This is a genomic window from Niastella koreensis GR20-10, from assembly GCF_000246855.1.
GTDB lineage: Bacteria > Bacteroidota > Bacteroidia > Chitinophagales > Chitinophagaceae > Niastella > Niastella koreensis.
Window position 1 is genome coordinate 5,180,837 of the sequence record NC_016609.1, and the last position, 19,237, is coordinate 5,200,073.

General features: G+C 46.4%; 16 protein-coding genes. 3 read left to right on the plus strand and 13 right to left on the minus strand.

All coding sequences use genetic code 11. The features are described 5' to 3' along the window. Positions 1–86 precede the first annotated feature (86 nt). From NIAKO_RS20240 to NIAKO_RS38630, 5 genes are all read right to left on the minus strand, one after another. Positions 87–2,504, minus strand: a complete 2,418-nt coding sequence (locus tag NIAKO_RS20240) for a glycoside hydrolase family 2 TIM barrel-domain containing protein (protein ID WP_014220311.1) — start codon at positions 2,502–2,504, stop codon at positions 87–89. A 73-nt stretch (positions 2,505–2,577) separates the two neighbouring features. Then, positions 2,578–2,847: a hypothetical protein gene (locus NIAKO_RS20245; RefSeq protein ID WP_041347060.1), complete on the minus strand. Its 270-nt coding sequence runs from the start codon at positions 2,845–2,847 to the stop codon at positions 2,578–2,580. A 119-nt stretch (positions 2,848–2,966) separates the two neighbouring features. Next, positions 2,967–4,412: a phytoene desaturase family protein gene (locus tag NIAKO_RS20250; RefSeq protein ID WP_014220312.1), complete on the minus strand. Its 1,446-nt coding sequence runs from the start codon at positions 4,410–4,412 to the stop codon at positions 2,967–2,969. Positions 4,413–4,633: 221 nt separating this feature from the next. Next, positions 4,634–5,086, minus strand: a complete 453-nt coding sequence (locus NIAKO_RS20255) for a molybdopterin-binding protein (RefSeq protein WP_049815576.1) — start codon at positions 5,084–5,086, stop codon at positions 4,634–4,636. 120 nt (positions 5,087–5,206) lie between these two features. Then, the gene (locus NIAKO_RS38630; RefSeq protein WP_155966926.1) at positions 5,207–5,344 is read right to left on the minus strand and encodes a hypothetical protein; all 138 of its coding nucleotides are present in this window, start codon (positions 5,342–5,344) and stop codon (positions 5,207–5,209) included. A 144-nt stretch (positions 5,345–5,488) separates the two neighbouring features. Between NIAKO_RS38630 and NIAKO_RS20260 the strand changes: the two genes are divergently transcribed. Then, positions 5,489–6,070, plus strand: coding sequence for a Crp/Fnr family transcriptional regulator (locus NIAKO_RS20260; protein ID WP_014220313.1), 582 nt, complete (start codon positions 5,489–5,491; stop codon positions 6,068–6,070). A 59-nt stretch (positions 6,071–6,129) separates the two neighbouring features. Then, complete coding sequence (locus NIAKO_RS20265) at positions 6,130–6,594, plus strand: hypothetical protein (protein WP_014220314.1); 465 nt, start codon at positions 6,130–6,132, stop codon at positions 6,592–6,594. 60 nt (positions 6,595–6,654) lie between these two features. Here NIAKO_RS20265 and NIAKO_RS20270 read toward each other — a convergent pair whose 3' ends face one another. The 7 genes from NIAKO_RS20270 to kdpF form a co-directional block, all read right to left on the minus strand. Further along, a complete protein-coding gene (locus NIAKO_RS20270; protein ID WP_014220315.1) occupies positions 6,655–8,364 on the minus strand; it encodes an ATP-binding protein in 1,710 nt (569 codons plus the stop codon). Further along, positions 8,364–9,497, minus strand: coding sequence for a signal transduction histidine kinase (locus tag NIAKO_RS20275; protein WP_014220316.1), 1,134 nt, complete (start codon positions 9,495–9,497; stop codon positions 8,364–8,366). The genes NIAKO_RS20270 and NIAKO_RS20275 overlap by 1 nt, the downstream gene beginning before the upstream one ends. Before the next feature lie 8 nt (positions 9,498–9,505). Next, positions 9,506–10,588, minus strand: a complete 1,083-nt coding sequence (locus NIAKO_RS20280; protein WP_014220317.1) for a porin — start codon at positions 10,586–10,588, stop codon at positions 9,506–9,508. 22 nt (positions 10,589–10,610) lie between these two features. Next, the gene (locus NIAKO_RS20285) at positions 10,611–11,171 is read right to left on the minus strand and encodes a K(+)-transporting ATPase subunit C (protein WP_014220318.1); all 561 of its coding nucleotides are present in this window, start codon (positions 11,169–11,171) and stop codon (positions 10,611–10,613) included. 111 nt (positions 11,172–11,282) lie between these two features. Beyond that, positions 11,283–13,373 carry a potassium-transporting ATPase subunit KdpB gene (gene kdpB, locus NIAKO_RS20290; protein ID WP_014220319.1) on the minus strand — a complete coding sequence of 697 codons (2,091 nt, stop codon included), beginning with the start codon at positions 13,371–13,373 and terminating at the stop codon, positions 11,283–11,285. Between the two features lie 13 nt (positions 13,374–13,386). Next, complete coding sequence (kdpA, locus tag NIAKO_RS20295) at positions 13,387–15,102, minus strand: potassium-transporting ATPase subunit KdpA (protein ID WP_014220320.1); 1,716 nt, start codon at positions 15,100–15,102, stop codon at positions 13,387–13,389. Positions 15,103–15,210: 108 nt separating this feature from the next. Continuing rightward, on the minus strand, positions 15,211–15,291 hold the full coding sequence (gene kdpF, locus NIAKO_RS39775) for a K(+)-transporting ATPase subunit F (RefSeq protein ID WP_014220321.1): 81 nt from the start codon (positions 15,289–15,291) through the stop codon (positions 15,211–15,213). Positions 15,292–15,666: 375 nt separating this feature from the next. Between kdpF and NIAKO_RS20305 the strand changes: the two genes are divergently transcribed. Next, positions 15,667–17,616, plus strand: coding sequence for a KUP/HAK/KT family potassium transporter (locus NIAKO_RS20305; protein WP_041349040.1), 1,950 nt, complete (start codon positions 15,667–15,669; stop codon positions 17,614–17,616). A gap of 84 nt (positions 17,617–17,700) precedes the next feature. On the opposite strand, the gene NIAKO_RS20310 is transcribed toward NIAKO_RS20305, so the two are convergent. Next, complete coding sequence (locus NIAKO_RS20310; protein WP_014220323.1) at positions 17,701–19,026, minus strand: sigma-54-dependent transcriptional regulator; 1,326 nt, start codon at positions 19,024–19,026, stop codon at positions 17,701–17,703. Positions 19,027–19,237: the final 211 nt, after the last annotated feature.

The window sequence follows — 19,237 nt, forward strand, 5'->3', positions numbered from 1 at the left end:
GAAGATATTCGCTGCTTTTGCCCGAACTCGCAAGCACCTGGTACATGCTTGTAAGTTCGGGTAAAGTATTTTTAGGGGGTAAGTGATTACTTACCCGTTATATCGATGCTTGCACCGGCTAATCCTGCTGCCTGCGCCTGTAGTTTTATAACTCCCGGTTTTCCGTTTGATTGCACTACGGCCAAACACAAGCCATTGAATGCTTTGTGCTGGCTGCCTTTAAATGACTCCAGGCTGGTTTGACAACCATTATCAACACCGGCAATAAACCCGGCTCCGCTTACTTTAAACTGAATTTCATTAGCAGCATCGGGCACCAGGTTACCGGCTGCATCTACCACTTTTACCGTTACAAACGACAGGTCTTTTCCATCGCCTTTAATGGCGCTTCTATCGGCCTGTACAATTAGCTTCGCGGGTTCACCGGCTGTTTTTATCACCTGGGTAGCTACTGCTTTTCCATTCTTTTTTGAGATGGCTTCTACCTTGCCTGCTTCAAACGGCACGCGCCACATCACATACAGGTCATCACCGGTTTTCTTTCTTATACCCTGCGATTTCCCATTTATGAACAGCTCTACTTCATCGGCATTGTTGTAATAAGCCCACATGTCAATTGTTTGTCCGGGCTTCCAGTTCCAGTGCGGGAACAAATGCAAGACATTTTTGGTAGTGAACAGGCTCTGGTACAAATAATAAACGTCTTTCGGAAACCCGGCCAGGTCAACAATACCAAAATAAGAACTACGGGCCGGCCAGGGGTATGGTGTTGGCTCGCCTATATAATCGAAACCCGTCCACACAAACATGCCGCTTACGCTTTCGTATTTTAAAAACGCTTTTAACGTAGTCAGATGAGACGATCCCCAGGGCGTATAACAATTTTCATAAGCTGAACAGGTAAAGTCAGCATTGGCGCCTTTGAGGGGAGCATCCCAGCGTTGGGGCCAAACCCGCATGCTGTCTGACGGCTGATCATAATGCCCCCTTGATTGCAGGGCCGATACCGACTCCGTTACGATGAACGGTTTGCGTCCCCATTTCTTTTGTACATGTTCTGGCATCCAGATACCCTGGTTATAGTTGTAACCGATCAGGTCAGCGATGCCCGATTTCAGCAACTGGTTATTATCGTCTGTATGGTTGTTGGCGGTAACGGTTGGCCGGTCGTCGAGACTGCGCACGATGCGTTGCATTTCGCGCAGCAAAGCCATACCGGTAGTATCGCCGTCTTTTCCATGTTGTTCGGGAATTTCATTGCCCAGGCTCCAGATAAATACCGAGGGGTGATTGCGGTCGCGCAGCACCTGGTCTTTCAGGTCCTGCTTATACCATTCGTCAAAGTCTTTGCTGTAATCGAAATCTACCTTGCGGTGCTTCCACATATCAAAGGCTTCGTCCATTACAATAAAACCCATTTTATCGCAGAGGTCGAGTAACTCAGGCGCAGGTGGGTTATGCGAGGTGCGAATGCCATTTACGCCCATACCTTTCAGGATCTGTAATTGCCGCTCCAACGCCCGGGTATTGATGGCTGTGCCCAAACAACCCAGGTCGTGGTGATTGCATACCCCAACAATTTTCACCTGTTTTCCATTGAGGAAAAATCCTTTGTCCACATCAAATTTATAACTGCGAATGCCAAAGTTAGTGGTATACTCATCGGTGAGCTTTCCTTTGCTCATTACCTTGGTAACCGCTTTGTACAGATAGGGATTCTCCAGGCTCCAGAGAACAGGTGATCCTATACTGAATGTTTGCGGCAGGGTTTGTAATGAACCGATGTGCAATCCTTTTTGTGTTTGGGTGCCAACAGGAGCGCCAGCGGCATTAAGGATGGTGGTGGTAACATCACAATATTCGCCGGTACCGGTTAATGAAGTGGTTACAGTAACCTTTGCAGAGGAAGCAGACACCGAGGGTGTAGTTACATAGGTTCCCCAGTTTTCAATATTGGTAGTACCGGTTTTTACCAGCCATACATTGCGATAAATACCGCTGCCGCTGTACCAGCGGCTGTTGGGCTGCTGGCTGTTATCTACTTTTACAGCAATCACGTTCTTACCGCCATAATTCAAAAATTGGGAGAGCTCATAGCGGAAAGAAATAAATCCATTCGGCCGCATGCCCAGCGAATGCCCGTTGATGAACACTTCGCTGTTGCGGTATACACCGTCAAAATCTATAAAAATGATCTTGCCCTTGTCGGTAGCCGGTACGGTAAATGTTTTGCGGTACCAGCCCAGCCCGCCGCGTAAACAACCGCCGCTGTTATTGGTAGGACTGGTTGAATCAAATGGCAACTCGATGCTCCAGTCGTGCGGCAGGTTCAGTTTGCGCCACGAGGCATCATCAAATTCAGAGGCTTTGGCATTGGCTGCCTCACCCAAATGAAACGTCCAGTTATTATCAAAGTCTTCCCGCATTCTGGCAGATTGTGCAAACAGGGAATACTGACAAAACAGGATACTGATAACGAGTAATGAATATCGGCTACGCTGCATGTTATTTATTTTCGGCAGCTAAAATACAGATACCGTACCAATCTGGCGGTATACAAATATTTACTGTTTGGAGTTATTTTATATCCGGAACAGGGAACAGGTAACCGCCAAACAGCAGGTAAGCCCATAAAAGGGTCCAGAGGACATTAAAAAACTGTGCCCCGATAAATGTGAGCGCCGGGCGGCCGCCTTCGGTTTTTACGAGGTCGCCAAACCGCGCTTCCAGGCCAATAGATACAAAAGCGAGGGCAAACCATACGGTACGAAGCCCTTTTAAAGTTCCACCTACATTAGCAGTGATGGTGGTGGGGATCAAAAAGGAGAAGACCAAAGAGGCAGCCACAGGTTCCCGGGTAATTTCGCTGGTTGTAAGGTTGTCTGGTTGTCTGCGTTTACATTCTGGTACGACATGTTATAATTATTTAGCTGGGGAATCCCGTTAGTTAAGTTAATATTTTTGGTTTAATCTATTTTCAGATCGATAGCAAATATATCTTGCAGGGCTTTGCGTGCGGCATGATATCCGCACATACCATGCACACCTCCACCCGGTGGCGTTGACGAGGAACAGATGTAGATGCCTTTTGCAGGCGTAGTGTAGGGCGACCAGCGCATAGCCGGCCGGGTATACAATTGCCTGAGATCGATAACGCCGCCATTGATATCGCCGCCGATATAGTTGGGATTATACGCTTCCAGCTGTTGTGTATTGAAAGTATGCCTTGCCAGGACTAAGTCCTTGAATCCCGGTGCGAACCTTTCCACCTGGTTTTCGATTGCACTTGTCATATCAACGGTGGAGCCGTGGGGCACGTGGCAATAGGCCCAGGCCGTGTGTTTACCAGCAGGGGCCCGCGTGGCATCAAACACACTTGGCTGGGCCAGTAAGACAAACGGTTTTTCAGGATGAACACCTGCCGATGATAACCGTTCGCTTTCAACAATCTCTTCTATGGTATTTCCAATATGCACCGTTCCAGCCTGGCGACATTCAGACGCGGTGAAAGGGATCGGCTCCTGCAATGCCCAATCAATTTTAAATACGCCCATGCCATACCGGTAGCGCTGCAATTGCTTTGTATAAGTTGCGTTAAACCGGTTACCAGCGATTGCCAATAACTGTTTTGGCGTAACATCGAACAACACTGCTTTGGCTGCCGGCAGCTGATCGATTGACCGCACATAACTATTCGTTTCAATTGTTCCGCCTAAGGAAACAAAGTACGCCGCCAGTGCATTGGCAATGGATGCCGAGCCCCCTTTGGGTACCGGCCAGCCTTTTAAATGTCCGGCCGCCATCAAAACCAAACCAATAGCCGAAGTGGTAGCACCCGTTAAAGGTTGAATGGAATGCGCCGCCATCCCGGCCCACAAACCTTTTGCTTTGGCGGTTTGAAATTCCCGTGATAAATAGTTGGCAGAGGTCAGTCCCTTTAACCCGAACTTCGCCATTGCCAAAGGATGTTTGGGAAAATGGAAAGGCCCCAGGATATCAGGCGCTATATCGGGCCACATTTCTGTTATGGGTTGGATGAACTTTACATAAGCCTGTTCATCTTTACCCAGCAACCGGGCTGTTGCTGAAATGGATCTTTTCAACACGGCTGCCGTACCATCATCAAAGGGATGCGCAGCCTCCACTTCCGGCTCTATAAATTCCAGCCCATATTCGTGTAAAGGCAATTGCGACATAAACGGAGAAGCTACCGCCATGGGATGGATGGCCGAGCAAATATCATGTAAATAACCAGGCAACGTAAGCTCCGCTGTACGCAATCCTCCACCGATCGTTTTCTTTCCTTCCAGCAACAGCACCTTTACGCCGGCTTGCTGCAAAGTGATGGCAGCCGCGAGGCCGTTGGGACCGGAACCTACTACTATTGCATCATGTGTGTTCATTACATTCATTTCGTTTATTTGTGAAATTGGCAGACGGCAAACGGCAGACGGCAGACATGAAAGGCAGTAGATCGCCTACCTGTATTCACCCCTGTCAACTCTGTCAAATCTGTCAACTTTATCAACGCTATCAACTTCCTGGTCAACCGATCAACTGGTCAACGTGTTAACATGTCAACGTATTAACGTGTTAACGTGTCAACGAGTCAACGAGTCAACGTATCAACCTGTCAACCCTTAAACAACACCCGTCCGTTCCGCTGCACCAACCACGAAGTAACCGGATTCAAATGATACCCACCCATATCCTTTCCCCTTGCGTCGATCAGTTGCTTCATCGTGGGCTGAATATAACCTGTTTCATCGATGGCGCGGCTCATGAGCTCGGCTTCGCCGCCTTTCCACTCCCAGAGGTAACGGAAGGCTGTATGTGCTTTATCGAGCACCGGGTCCTGCAAGCGGGCGTTTTGCCAGGTTTTGCCGCCATCGGTGCTAACTTCTACTTTATATATTTTTCCGCGGCCGCTCCAGGCAATGCCCCGGATCTCCATCCAGCCTTTTTGCAGCTGTTGCGGATAAGCGGGGTACGTAATGATAGAACGCGCGTCCATTGCAAAGCTAAACTGTCTGATCTTTCCGTCTTTCACGCCCTCGGTATATTTGGAGGTTTCTTCCCGCGTCATAAAACAGGTCCTGCAGCGGGGTGCGGGATGAAATATCCGAGGCCTTCTTCGCGGGCGTTTCAAATTTCGACCGCGTGCCCAGCGCTCCCGGTGCTGTTCCCAATACTTTTGTAGGATCTGCTAAATGGAATCTTTATTTTCATTGACGCCGGTTAAGATCACCCGTGAGCCATCCGTTGTTTCATAATGCAACAGCATCCGGTTTCGTTTTTCATTTTCAGGCGCTTCAGCAAATTCACGAGCCTGCTTGTAATTCAAACAAGCATCGTTGTCATTCAACAAAGACCTTTTGTAGGCAAACAAAGATCACAAAACTGTCAGCAAAGCACCTTTGTTCCCTGATTTTGTCCTTTTGTCACGAAACTACAACCAAAATGCAGTAAATGATGTTGTTAAACGCTGATGGAACGCCTTTTAGAAAACATTACAATCTTTTGCGACATGTCGCCACGCGCCCAGGACGTGGTAAGGCCGCTTTTTACGCCGATGGAATTTAAAAGAGGCGAAACAATGATCCGCTGCGGGAAAACCTGCCAGAGTTTGTATGTTATCGAGCAGGGATTTTGCCGGGCTTTTAATATCCAGGATGGGCTGGAGGTAAATCTCAATTTCTATTTTGAGTACGAAACGGTGACCCATAAGAACAGCTATGTGTTCAATACCCCGGCCGATTTTGAGGTAGTAGCCTGCGAACCTATGATCGTTTACCGCATTGATAAACCAGACCTGCTGAACGCCATCCGGCAATGCCCCGAATTGGGCGAGGCGGGTAAAAAGAACCTGGAACTGATAGCCGCCAAACAGGAACGGCAGTTGCAATTGTTCAGGATCCTGACCGCAAAAGGCCGTTATGAATTTTTAGAGCAGCATAATCCCGCATTGTTACAACGGGTACCCATCTCCCAACTAGCTTCCTACCTGGGCGTAAAACGCGAAACCCTGAGCCGCATCCGCAACAAAAGAATGCGCCCGGTTATTTTGTGATCTTTATCACGGGTGCCGCTTTTAAATCCCCGCTTACTTTGTTGTAAAGTAAGTTGTATATGATACCTCATTCCGTTTATCTGATTTTCCTTATTATTCATGTAAGTGCATTCGCTTTATTTACCGGTACGCTGATCGCCAATATGGTGCACAGCAATCAACTCTGGTTATACGCCGGCAAAGACGCTGCCATTACCCAGACGCTGTTTAACACCACAGGCAAATACAACCGCATTATGGGCATATGCCTGGGCGTTGCCGTATTGATGGGGATTGGTATGATGGTGCAGATGCACCAGGTGTATGGACCGATGTTGTGGTTCAGGATAAAGATCGGCCTATTAATAGTGCTGCTGGTAGTAAGGACCCTTTATTCCAGGAACCTGGGTGTGCTTAAGAAAGGTATCAACAATGAAAAAGCGATCTCTTTTACCGAGGTGCGGAAAAAGATCTCGTTGTTTCAATTGCTTTCAATTATTATTATCGGCTGTATTATTATTTTAAGTGTAAGCAAGTTCAATTAAGAGAATCGGTGGTGGCTCTTCGACTGCGCTCAGTGCCTCATACAGCCCCTTCGACTCCGCTCAGGGCACTCCGGCCACTTTAAACCGGCAAAAGAAGTAACTGCCTTTGCCTACGGTTGATTCCACCCCTATTTCTCCATCCATCGCATCGGCAAAATCCTTGCTGATGGCGAGGCCTAACCCGGTGCCTTTTTTTTCATGGATACCAGGCACGCGGTAAAAACGATCGAAAACTTTTTGTTGCAGGGAAGCATCGATACCCATGCCAAAATCCTGCACGCCAATTTCAATATGACCCGCATCATGCTCACTTGCTTTTATTGTTATGTGATCATTCTGGGCAGAATAACGAATAGCGTTGGTGAGGAAGTTGTTGATGATCCACACGGCTTTTTCTGCATCGGCTTTTACCGCAGGCAATTTATCAGCGAGCTGTTGTTTTATCTGGATATTCTTTTCTTTGGCAGCATTTTGTACTGCAGCCAGCGCCTTGTTGACGATATCTTTTACAGAAACCGGTTGTAGGTTCAATTGGATCTTGCCACTTTCCACCTGCGACAGATCGAGTAATTCACTCAGGATGCGCAGCAGGCGCTGGTTATCATCTTTCAGGCTTTGCACCAGTTCTTTTTGTTCAGCGGTCAATTGCCCGACGCGTTCGTCTTCCAGCAAACGCAAACTAAAATCTGAAGAGGCCAGGGGCGTTTTTAATTCGTGGGAAATGGTGGCAATAAAATTGGTCTTGGCTACATCCAGTTCTTTATAGGGTGTGATGTTCTTTAATATAAGCACATGCCCGCTTATTTCCTGATCCTGCTGAATATCTATCTGTTCTTTGGTAAAGTAGTTTTCTTTATCGTTCACTACTATCTTGAACGGCATGCCATTTTGTTCGTTGGTAAGGAACCGGAACAGGTCGTTGCGCTTTTGAACATCGGCCTGTGCATGCCCTACCACATCGGCCTCCTTCATGCTTAATAACTGCAGGGCCTGTTGGTTGGCAAATAACACAGTACCGCTTTTGTCGATGCCAATACTGGCATCCTTCAGCGAGTTGATAACGGTCTCAGCTCTTTTCTTCTCAAATAAAATGCGCGCCAGGTTACTGTGTTCGTATGAATCCAATTGTTCGGCCATATCGTTAAACGCCTGGGCCAGTTCGCCAAACTCATCACTGCGCTGCAGGTGAATGCGCTGGCCATAATTTTTACTGGCTATAGCCCTAATACCTTCGGTTAATTTTACGATGGGGTTAGCGATCAAACCCGGGAAGTTTACAATGAACGTAAACCCGATCAGCAAACATAAAGTTATGATCATGGTGATGATCACCTTGGCATTTTCAACTGCCTTTTGCGACGCATCGTTTTTGGCATTGATGGCATCGAGGTTGATCTGAATAATACGGCTGATATTCTTTTGCAGAGCCAGTTGCAAGGGCATGGAGTCATCGTGTTGCAAAAATGCAGAATAGTCACGGTGCAGGTCATGAGTTACATCTGATTCGCCTTTTTCGGTTACATTGCTTTCCTGCGCAGAAAGGTTCTCCTCAAACACCTTACGGGCCATGCTCCGTTCTTTTTCCCAGGTATTCAGGGCATCGAGCATTTTGCGGCCATATTCAACACTTTTATTATTATCCTTCAACACGTCCCGCGACTCCAGGCTGATCATGTTGAAATAATAAAAACCCACGCCGCCTACCAGCAGCAATAATGTGAACAGAAAACCTACGCCCAGGGCTACTTTTGTTTTAAGCTTTAATGCCATTACGATAATATAATAATATCAATATCTTTTTCAGACAGGGTTTTTAGCAATTGGTTGAATAAGCTTGTCCTCAAAATTACCTGAAATAAATTCAAATGTGGTTTTCCGATACAAATGGTGGTGATCTTTTTATCGATGGCGGTTTGAATGATCTCGTTTGCAACGTGTTTGCTTTTTACCTGTACTACTTCACCGCCCAGTTCAGTAGCCAGTTTCAGGTTATTTATCAAATGCCGTTGGGCAGCCAGCGGTATTTTATCCAGCTCTTCATGGGGTGTTTGCACATATAAAACATACCAGTTTGCATTGTAGTACGATGCCAGGCGGCCGGTTTTGCGAATAATACGCTGGGCCGCTTCATGTGAGGTTGAAATACAGGCCAGGAAGCGTTCATGCTGCCAGGTTTTGTTTTTGGTTACGGTATAATCAACCTTTCTTTCTACCTGGCCCGCCACCTCCTTCAACGCCAGCTCACGCAGCTGCAGGATCTTTTCGGGTTGAAAGAAATTCGTGAGCGCCTGCTGTACTTTATGGTGATCGTAGATCTTGCCTTCCTGCAACCGGGTAATCAATTCCCGGGCGGTAAGGTCGATGTTCACCACTTCATCGGCCATTTGCAATAACTTATCGGGCACCCGTTCCTTTACTTCTACCCCGGTTATTTGTTTCACCTCTACATTGATGCTTTCTATATGCTGAATATTTACCGCGGTGATCACATCAATGCCGGCATCGAGGATGTCTACCACATCCTGCCAGCGCTTTTCATTTTTACTACCCGGTATATTGCTATGCGCCAGTTCATCCACGATCACCACTTCGGGATGCAGCAACAATACGGCCTGCACATCCAGTTCATCCAGCTGTTTGCCTTTGTAAAAGACCTGTCGCCGCGGTATCAGCGGTAAGCCTTCTATCAACGCATGCGTTTCCTTCCGGTTATGTGTTTCAACATAACCCACCTTTACGTTTACATTTTTCCGAAGCAGGTCATGCGCTTCCTGTAACATCCGGTAGGTTTTACCCACACCGGCACTCATGCCGATGTAGATCTTCAGTTTGCCACGAACCGACTGGTTAGCCAGGTCGAGGTAGTGCTGCACCTGGTCTTCTTTATCGTTAGAAACACTCATATGTTATATTAAAATTTGACAGCCGCAGAAAAAGTAACTGCGGTATTGGCGCTTGTAACACTTTGATCAGATTTCAGAAAAATATCATCCTTGCTGTTTAATAGCCGCCCCTCCAAACGCAAAGCGATGTTCTTTACAGGCAGGTAATCGATATTGGCAGAGCACCCCCAGGTTTTAAATCCATTTGGAGTACCGGTAGTGATAATAACCCCATGCTCATCGCTATAATACTCACTACGAACTGCAAACGCCCATTGATCAACCGGGGTATATCGCAAAATGGCTACCGGGGTATACCAGGTGTTCATTTTGCTTTCCCCTTTTTTAGCCTGCTCCTGTCCAAGATCAAAGCCAAGTGTTAAACCCCATTTATCGGTAAATTGAAACACGCCATACAAGTTATGAAAATACCGCCACAGCCTGATGCTGTCAGGCTTATCTGTACCAATGAACGTGCTGTAATTTAACAGTACGTTATCCGTTGGCCTGTATTGCACCTGGGTTCCCCAACTCATTAATGAATTACCAGCCACCCGTTGAATGCGTTGCCAGCCGTTCAATGCCATGGCGCTGAAAAAACAGTGGCTATTGTTTGTTATATAGGTTAGTTTGGCCCCGCTTTCATAATAAGGTGTATTATCGGCCGACATGCTTCTTGTTAACGCCCAGCAATCTTTACTCACCGCGCCTTCAAAACCTATATGGGATGGCATGATGCCCATATCGAGCCAAAAATTCCTGGTGTGGCTAAGCCTGACGCCCACATTGGCCTCATAGATATTTTTTAATACCCCCGGCTCAGCCGTATAATTTGCATTCATATACGTTCCAACTCCCAGTGCAATATTTGCCCTTATTCGATCAGCCGTGTAATTAGCTTTTACAAAAGCAAGATTCACATTGAACTCATTGGTGCGGTTATGACTGTATATAAATCCCGGCCGGTTGTTTTCTTTTGGTTTTGAAAAATCATAACTATAATATGCTTCTGCATAGCCGCTAACAGTTACCTGGCTTTTGTTCAAGGTTGTATCCTGCGCCATTCCGGTAGCTGTACTTAATACAGCTGCGCACATTAAAGTTCTTTTCATCCGTTGTTATTTAGTTATCCGGTTACCTTAGCTCATCCAACGCTACATTCAACTTCAACACATTTATTTTGGATGGCCCCAGTAAACCGAGAAATGGCTTTTCAGTATGTTCCTCCACCAGCGCCTTTACTTTACCGGCTGGTATTCTGCGTACAGCGGCTACGCGGTTAACCTGGATCAGGGCCGATGCCGGTGAAATATCAGGATCGAGGCCACTACCCGATGCCGTTACCATCTCGGCAGGGATCTCTTCTTTTTTAACCCCGGGGTTATGCACCAGGAAAGAATCGATGCGGTCCTGCACGGTTTTTAAATAATCGGGGTTGGAAGGTCCTTTGTTAGAACCCGCTGAACCGGCAGCGTTATAATCCACTGCCGAAGGGCGGCCCCAGAAATATTTATCGGCAGTAAATTTTTGTCCAACCTTTGCATAGCCTACGACCCGGCCGTGCGTCATTACGGTTTCACCTTTACCACCGCCTGGCGCCAGTTTGCTAACCATGGCAATGAGTACCGGGAAAACCAGGGCACAAAGAACAATCAGGACGAGAGTGAGCTTTATGGAGATAAGAAAGTTTTTCATTGTTTTACATTTTTATTAGAACCTGCAATCAGTCACCAGTTACCGGTTACCAGGAAAACGCCGCTTCGATGCCGGGCAACCGGAAACCGGGAACCGGGAACTTGTATTAATTTACATAAAAACTGCCAGCAACATATCAATCAGCTTGATACCTATAAACGGAACCACTACGCCGCCCACACCATAGATCAACAGGTTTCTGCGTAACAGGGCGCTGGCGCCTATTGGTTTATACGCAACGCCTTTTAATGCCAGGGGAATCAGCATGGGAATAATAATGGCGTTGAAAATGATGGCTGATAAGATAGCCGACTCGGGGCTTTTCAAACCCATTATATTCAAATGTTGCAGGGCCGGAATAGAAGCAATAAACAGGGCCGGAACGATAGCGAAATATTTGGCTACGTCATTGGCAATGGAGAAGGTGGTTAAGGTACCACGGGTAATCAGCAACTGTTTACCAATCTCCACTACCTCAATCAATTTAGTGGGGTCGTTATCCAGGTCAACCATGTTACCGGCTTCTTTTGCCGCCTGGGTACCACTGTTCATGGCTACGCCCACATCAGCCTGCGCCAGCGCGGGCGCATCGTTTGTACCATCACCCATCATGGCCACCAGTTTACCGCTTGCCTGTTCCTTGCGGATGTAGTTCATTTTATCTTCCGGTTTTGCTTCGGCAATAAAATCATCTACGCCTGCTTTAGTGGCAATATACTTTGCTGTAAGCGGATTATCACCGGTAACCATTACCGTTTTTACACCCATTTTACGCAAACGTTCAAACCGTTCCTGGATCCCGGGTTTGATGATATCCTGTAATTCAATCACGCCTTTTATTACATTATCCACCGATACCACAAGCGGGGTACCGCCATCGCCGGAGATCTTCTTTACCCGGTCTTCCACTTCCAAGGGCATACCGTTGCCGGCTTTCATGGCCAGGTTGCGTATTGCGTCAAAGGCGCCCTTCCGGATCTTTGTTCCATTAGGGAAATCAACTCCACTGCTTCTCGTTTCTGCAGTGAATTTGATAAAAGTGAGGGGCGCTGCCTGTACCGCCAACTTCTGATGACGGAACTGATCGAGGGTAAGATCAGGGCTGCTTTGTTTGGCCGCCAGTTCAACGATCGATTTTCCTTCCGGCGTATCATCGGCCAATGAACTATACACAACCAGGTCAATAAATTCATGCTCTTCTACATTCCTGGCCGGATAAAAATTAGTGGCCTTTCTGTTACCGATGGTGATGGTGCCTGTTTTATCCAACAACAGCACATCCACGTCACCCGCGGTTTCAACGGCTTTACCGCTTTTAGAGATCACATTCGCACGCAATGCACGGTCCATTCCCGCAATACCAATGGCGGATAATAATCCACCAATGGTAGTGGGGATTAAACACACAAACAAGGATATAAATGCGGCAATGGTAATAGGTGTATTGGCGTAATCGGCAAATGGTTTCAGCGTTACGCACACGATGATGAAAATAAGTGTAAAGGCGGCGAGCAGAATGGTCAATGCAATTTCATTGGGTGTTTTCTGCCGGCTGGCGCCTTCTACCAGCGCGATCATTTTATCCAGGAACGTTTCTCCGGGCTGGGTTGTTACCTGTACCACAATACGGTCGCTAAGCACTTTGGTACCACCGGTCACCGATGATTTATCACCACCCGACTCGCGGATCACCGGCGCAGACTCACCGGTTATGGCTGATTCATCTATGGTGGCAATTCCTTCAATGATCTCCCCATCCATAGGTATTACATCACCGGTTTCGCATACAAACCGGTCGTTTAACCGAAGTTGTGAGGACGGTACTACTTTTATTTCTTTTACGAAAATATCGCCAGGGGAAATTACTTTTTTAGCGGGTGTTTCCTCCCTTGTTTTGCGCAGGCTTTCGGCCTGGGCTTTACCTCTTGCCTCGGCCAGCGCTTCGGCAAAGTTGGCAAACAACACGGTAAGGAACAAAATGGCAAATACTACAATATTGTACCACAGGGCACCCTGCGTAGCATCATGCGTAATTATTTGATACATCACCACTGCCAGCATCACAATGGTGCCAATTTCCACAGTGAACATCACCGGGTTCTTCACCATTAACCGGGGGCTCAATTTTATAAAAGATTGTTTGATGGCAGTGTTTACCAGCGCCGGTTCAAACAATTTTATTTCGCGTTTTCTTTTTGACATCTTGAGTTCTGAATTATTGTAATGAGAAATATTCTGCTATCGGGCCTAATGCCAGGGCCGGGAAGAAAGACAATGCATTTACAATTACGATCACGGCAAAGGTCATAGCACCAAAGGTGAGCGAATCGGTACGCAACGTTCCGGGCGATTCGGGAATGAATTTCTTATTGGCCAGCAAACCGGCAATAGCGAGCGGACCAATAATGGGGATAAACCGGGCCAGGATGAGCACGATACCAGTACTTACATTCCAGAATATATTGTTATCGCCCAATCCTTCAAACCCACTGCCATTGTTGGCATTCGCCGAAGTGAATTCATACAACATTTCAGAAAAACCGTGGTACGAAGGATTGTTTAACCAGGCTGAGGGTTTTACCGCCCAGGCCACATCGGGGTGATGCGCTACCATATAGGCCGCAAACGCTGCACCGCCTTTAACCAGGATGGCCGAGAGCAACCATACCATGGAGGCAATCTTGATCTCTCTTGCTTCTACTTTATGGCCCATAAACTCAGGTGTACGGCCAACCATTAATCCAGAGATGAATACCGCGATAATTATGTAGATGTAATAGTTTAAGATCCCTACTCCACAACCGCCATAAAAGGCATTGATCATCATGGCCAGTAATTGCATCAGTCCGGAAATGGCCATCGAACTGTCGTGCATCGAGTTTACCGAACCGGTCGAGATGATGGTAGTAACGATGCTCCAGTAACCCGATAAGGCAGGGCCAAACCGCACTTCCTTCCCTTCCATAGCGCCCGTTGCCTGGGTAACGCCCAACCTGGCTATGGCGGGGTTGCCATGAATTTCGGTAACAATGGTGGGAATGAGCAGGCATAACATCCCTATCGTCATTACCCCAAAGATTACGTAAGCAAACTTTTTACGTTGAATGTAAAAACCCATGGCAAAGATCATAGCGATGGGTATAACCACCTGCATCACCAGTTGCAGCATGGCGGTAAAGTAGCTGGGGTTCTCCAGTGGATGGGCTGAGTTGGCGCCAAACCAGCCGCCTCCATTAGTGCCAAGGTGTTTGATGGCGATCATACCGGCTGCGGGCCCACGAGAAACCTGTACCGAATCGCCCTGCAGCGTAACAATACTGTCTTTTCCATCAAAGCTGGCTGGAGTGCCATTAAAGGCCATTATTATACCCCCTATTATACAAAGAGGCAGTAAAATACGCGTAATGGATTTAACCAGCAGGTTCCAGAAGTTGCCGAGGTTATTGGTTGTTTTTTCTTTTAACCCGTTTAATAAACCAAGCAGAGCGGCAATACCGGTAGCTGCCGATACAAACTGTAAGAATGTAATCACAGCTAACTGGGTGAAATAAGTTAATCCTGTTTCACCGGAATAGTGCTGCAGGTTACAGTTTACCAAAAAGCTGATGGCGGTGTTAAAAGCCAGGTCAGGTGTTTGGGCAGGGTTGCCATCGGGGTTCAGCGGTAATTTGTCCTGGAACAATAAAGCAAAAAATGCATATACAAACCACAATAGGTTTATACTTAGCATGGCTTTCAGAAATTGTTTCCAGTCCATGCTGGCGTTGGGATTTATTCCGGATACCCGGAAGATGAACCGTTCAACCGGGTTCATAAAATCGGTGATGGTGCGTTCGCCTTTAAATACTCTGGCAATGTATTTTCCCAATGGCCACGCGAGCAGCACGGTTAAAAGGAAGGTGATTATTACACCAAAGAGTTCTGTATTCATAACAATGATTTTGTGAGTAGTGAGTAGTCAGTAGTGAGTGGGTTCATGACTATTCAGAAGTCTGAATACTAGCGAGCTTACTCACTACTGACTACTCATTACCCACTACTAGAATTTTTCGGGTTTAATTAATACGTACAACAGGTAACCAAAAACCAGTATTGACAAAATGAATAATGCGTTGATCATAGATTTATATTTTTTCAAAAAAGTCGATTGATTTATAAAACAGGTAAAAACAAATGAGTCCTGCTACAAATAACATCAGTGTTAGCATTGCTTTAAATTTGATCAACCAATATCCAACGGGGTGCCGCAAAAATTAAATCGGAGGAAACTTCAACAAGGAGTTAATTAACAATAAGATGTGAAGGTTTGGCTAACAAAGGTTCATTTTGTCATTTTAATAGATCATGCCATTTTGAAAAGGTGTTTTATCAAATTGGAAGGGTTTTACAATAAAAAATGCATTTCTTGCATTGTAATAATTGTCCGCTGTGCCCTACTAATATTAAACCCGGAAATAAAGAAAACTTCCGGGTAAGGTTAAAACAAGTAAATAAAATGAGTGCATCTTCTTCACCGGCTGTATTCCACAAAAAAATCACAGCAGCGGGTATTCTGATCGCCACAGGTATTGTGTTCGGCGATATTGGTACGTCTCCTTTATATACATTGAATGCGGTTTTCCATGGCCGCGTTATCACCGAAGATGTTGCACTTGGTGCTTTTTCGGCCATTTTCTGGACACTCTTTTTTCAAACCACGCTTAAATACGTGATCATCACCCTGCAGGCCGATAACAAGGGTGAGGGTGGTATTTTCTCATTGTATGCGTTGATCCGCCGTTTTTGGGGCAAATGGTTATTGATCATAGCCATGGCTGGTGGCGCCTTCTTAATAGCCGATGGTATTATTACGCCGCCCATTTCAGTGGCTTCTGCTATTGAAGGGCTGGATAAAATATATCCGCATATGAACACCGTACCTATCGTGATCGTGATCCTTATTGGCTTATTTATCTTTCAACAATTTGGTACGGATAAGATAGGTAAGGTGTTTGGTCCCGTGATGGTGGTATGGTTCACCTTTATTGGGGTATTGGGTGTAATGGCAATCAGCCATGAGCCTGGTGTGTTTAAAGCCCTGAACCCCTACTATGCCTATGTGATGTTGAAAGAAGTGCCCGGTGGTTTCTGGTTGCTGGGTAGCATTTTCCTTTGTACTACAGGCGCCGAAGCCCTGTACAGCGATATGGGCCACTGCGGCAGAAACAACATCCGCGTAAGCTGGATCTATATCAAGATCACGCTGATCCTGAGCTATGGCGGTCAAACTGCCTGGTTGTTACAACACGTAGGCCAGGAAGTTGGTAATATAAGCCCGTTCTATCATATAGTGCCTGATGCCATCTACCTGCCTTCGCTGGTAGTTGCTACGATGGCTACCATCATTGCCAGCCAGGCGCTGATAAGTGGTTGCTTTACCCTGGTGAATGAAGCCATTCGCCTGGATATATGGCCACGTCACCGGGTTTTGTTCCCCGGTCATATTAAAGGTCAGATCTACATTCCTTTTGTGAACTGGTTGTTAATGGCCGGTTGTTTAGGCATGGTGATCTACTTTAAAGAAAGCTCCAAAATGGAAGCGGCGTTTGGGTTAAGCGTTACATTGACCATGTTGATGAGTACCGTGCTGATCAATTTCTACCTGCATGCCAAACGTGTAAATGGAATCCTGATAGCACTGGTTACCGGTTTGTTTTTGGTGATAGAATTGTCGTTTTTGACGGCCAACCTGCAGAAGGTAAAAGAAGGTGGTTGGATAACGCTGCTGATCGGTTCCGCCCTGTTTTTGGTGATGTACATATGGCGGAGAGGCCGGGCCATTACCAATGGTTTGAAGAAAATGGTGCCGATAGAAACCTATGTTCCTTTATTAAAGGAGTTGAGCATTGATGAAAAGATCCCTAAATACGCCACCAACCTGGTTTATTTAACCAGTTCCGGTTCGCCCCGTAAAGTAGAAAAGACAGCCATCAATTCTATTCTGTCTAAAAAACCCAAACGGGCCGATATCTACTGGTTCGTACACGTAAACGTACTGGATGAACCGTACGCCATGCGTTACCATGTTGACACGATCGTTAAAGACGACGTGTACTTTGTGGAATTCAATTTGGGTTTCCGGATAGAGCCGCGTATTGACTATTATTTTCAACAGGTAGTGAACGAACTGGTGAAAACAGGTGAAGTGGATCTGTGCAACCGGAATGAACAACATTACCAGGATAGTAAGATCGGTGATCTCCGCTTCCTGGTTATGGAAAGCTTCCTGTCGTTCGAGAATGCGATGTCGTTCTGGAAAAACTTTGTAATGAAAAGTTATTTCAACCTGAAATGGCTGAGCGTTAAGGAAAGCATCAACTTTGGTCTTGACCCGAGTAACGTAACTGTAGAGAAATATCCGGTGGTAGTGAATGCAGTGCAGCACCCGCCGTTGGAAAGGCAATAAAGTCAGTGGTGAGTAGTGAGTGGGTTTCCGATTGTTCAGAAGTTTGAATAATAGCGAACTTACTCACTACTCACTGCTGACTACTCACAAACCATATTCCTCCATCTTCCTATACAACGTAGTTAACCCTATCCCCAACAACACCGCCGTCTTCGTCTTATTCCCATTCGTATGACGCAGTACTTTTTGAATATGATCTTTTTCTACGCTGGCCAGGGTAAGGCTGGATGAACCTTTGTCCTGTTTCTGAATATCAAAAGGAAGATTTTCAGCCAGAATAGTATCCCCTTCGGCCATAATAGTGGCTCTTTCCAGTACATTTCGTAATTCGCGGATGTTTCCCTTCCAGCTATGCTGTTGCAATAACTGCAATGCGTCTTTTTGAATATGTAAAACCGGCCGGTTTTCTCTGGCTGTATAATAGGCCAGGAAATGATTGGCCAGGGCCGGGATATCGTCGGTGTGATCGCGCAATGCCGGTAAGGAGATAGTAAAAACGTTCAACCGGTAATACAGGTCTTCGCGGAAGGTACCGTCTTCTACCATTTTTCTCAGGTCGCGGTGAGTAGCCGCAATAATGCGCACATTTACTTTGGTGGTTTTTACATCACCCAGTTTTATGAATTCGCCGTTTTCAATTACGCGTAGCAGTTTGGCCTGCAGGTCGATATTCATTTCCCCTATTTCATCGAGGAAGAGCGTGCCGCCATCGGCCAGTTCTACCAATCCTTTTTTGTCTTTGTTGGCGCCGGTAAAAGCGCCGGCCTTATGACCAAACAACTCTCCTTCCAGCAGGTCTTTGGCAAAAGCGCTGCAGTTGATGGCCACAATGGCTTTATCACTCCGCTTGCTATTGGCATGAATGGCATTGGCAAATACTTCTTTACCTGTACCTGTTTCTCCCAATAATAATACGTTGGTATTGGCCGGGGCAATACGCTGCGCCAGTTGTACGGCTTGTTTTATAAGCGTGCTTTGCCCAATAATATCATCAAAGGTGTAAGCGCCTTTGTCTTTGATCTTTATCGCCGATTTCTTTTGCGCCGTGGCTTTGTCGAGCGCCTGGTACAGCAAGGGAACAATACGATCGTTGTCGTTTCCCTTGGTAATATAATCGAATGCACCGTTTTTGATGGCCTGCACCCCATCGGGAATGTTGCCGAATGCGGTTAATAAAATAATCTCGATGAGCGGGTATTTCTCCTTAAGCTCTTTTACAAAGCGAACGCCATCGCCATCCGGCAGTTTTACATCACACAACACGATGTCGGGTTCCTTTTGAGCCAACTGCGCCCAGGCAGCTTTGAGGGTTCCAGCCTGTTCAACGATAAAACCTTCCAGTGAAATAATACGGCTTAATAACTTTCGCAGCTGTTCTTCATCATCGATGAGTAAAATATTGCCAGGCATATTATGATTTAATGCACAAAGGTAATATGCAAAAAATGAAAAAGCCCTCCCGATGATCGGGAGGGCCCTTATATACCTATGAAGACTATTCCCTTTATTAATGTGTATTCCGTCCTCATTTCATTCGCCCCGTGTCATATTACTATATAATCAACATCGTACCATGCCAGAACGGGCGGAAACCTGAAAATTGCCCCATAGCCTCAAAACC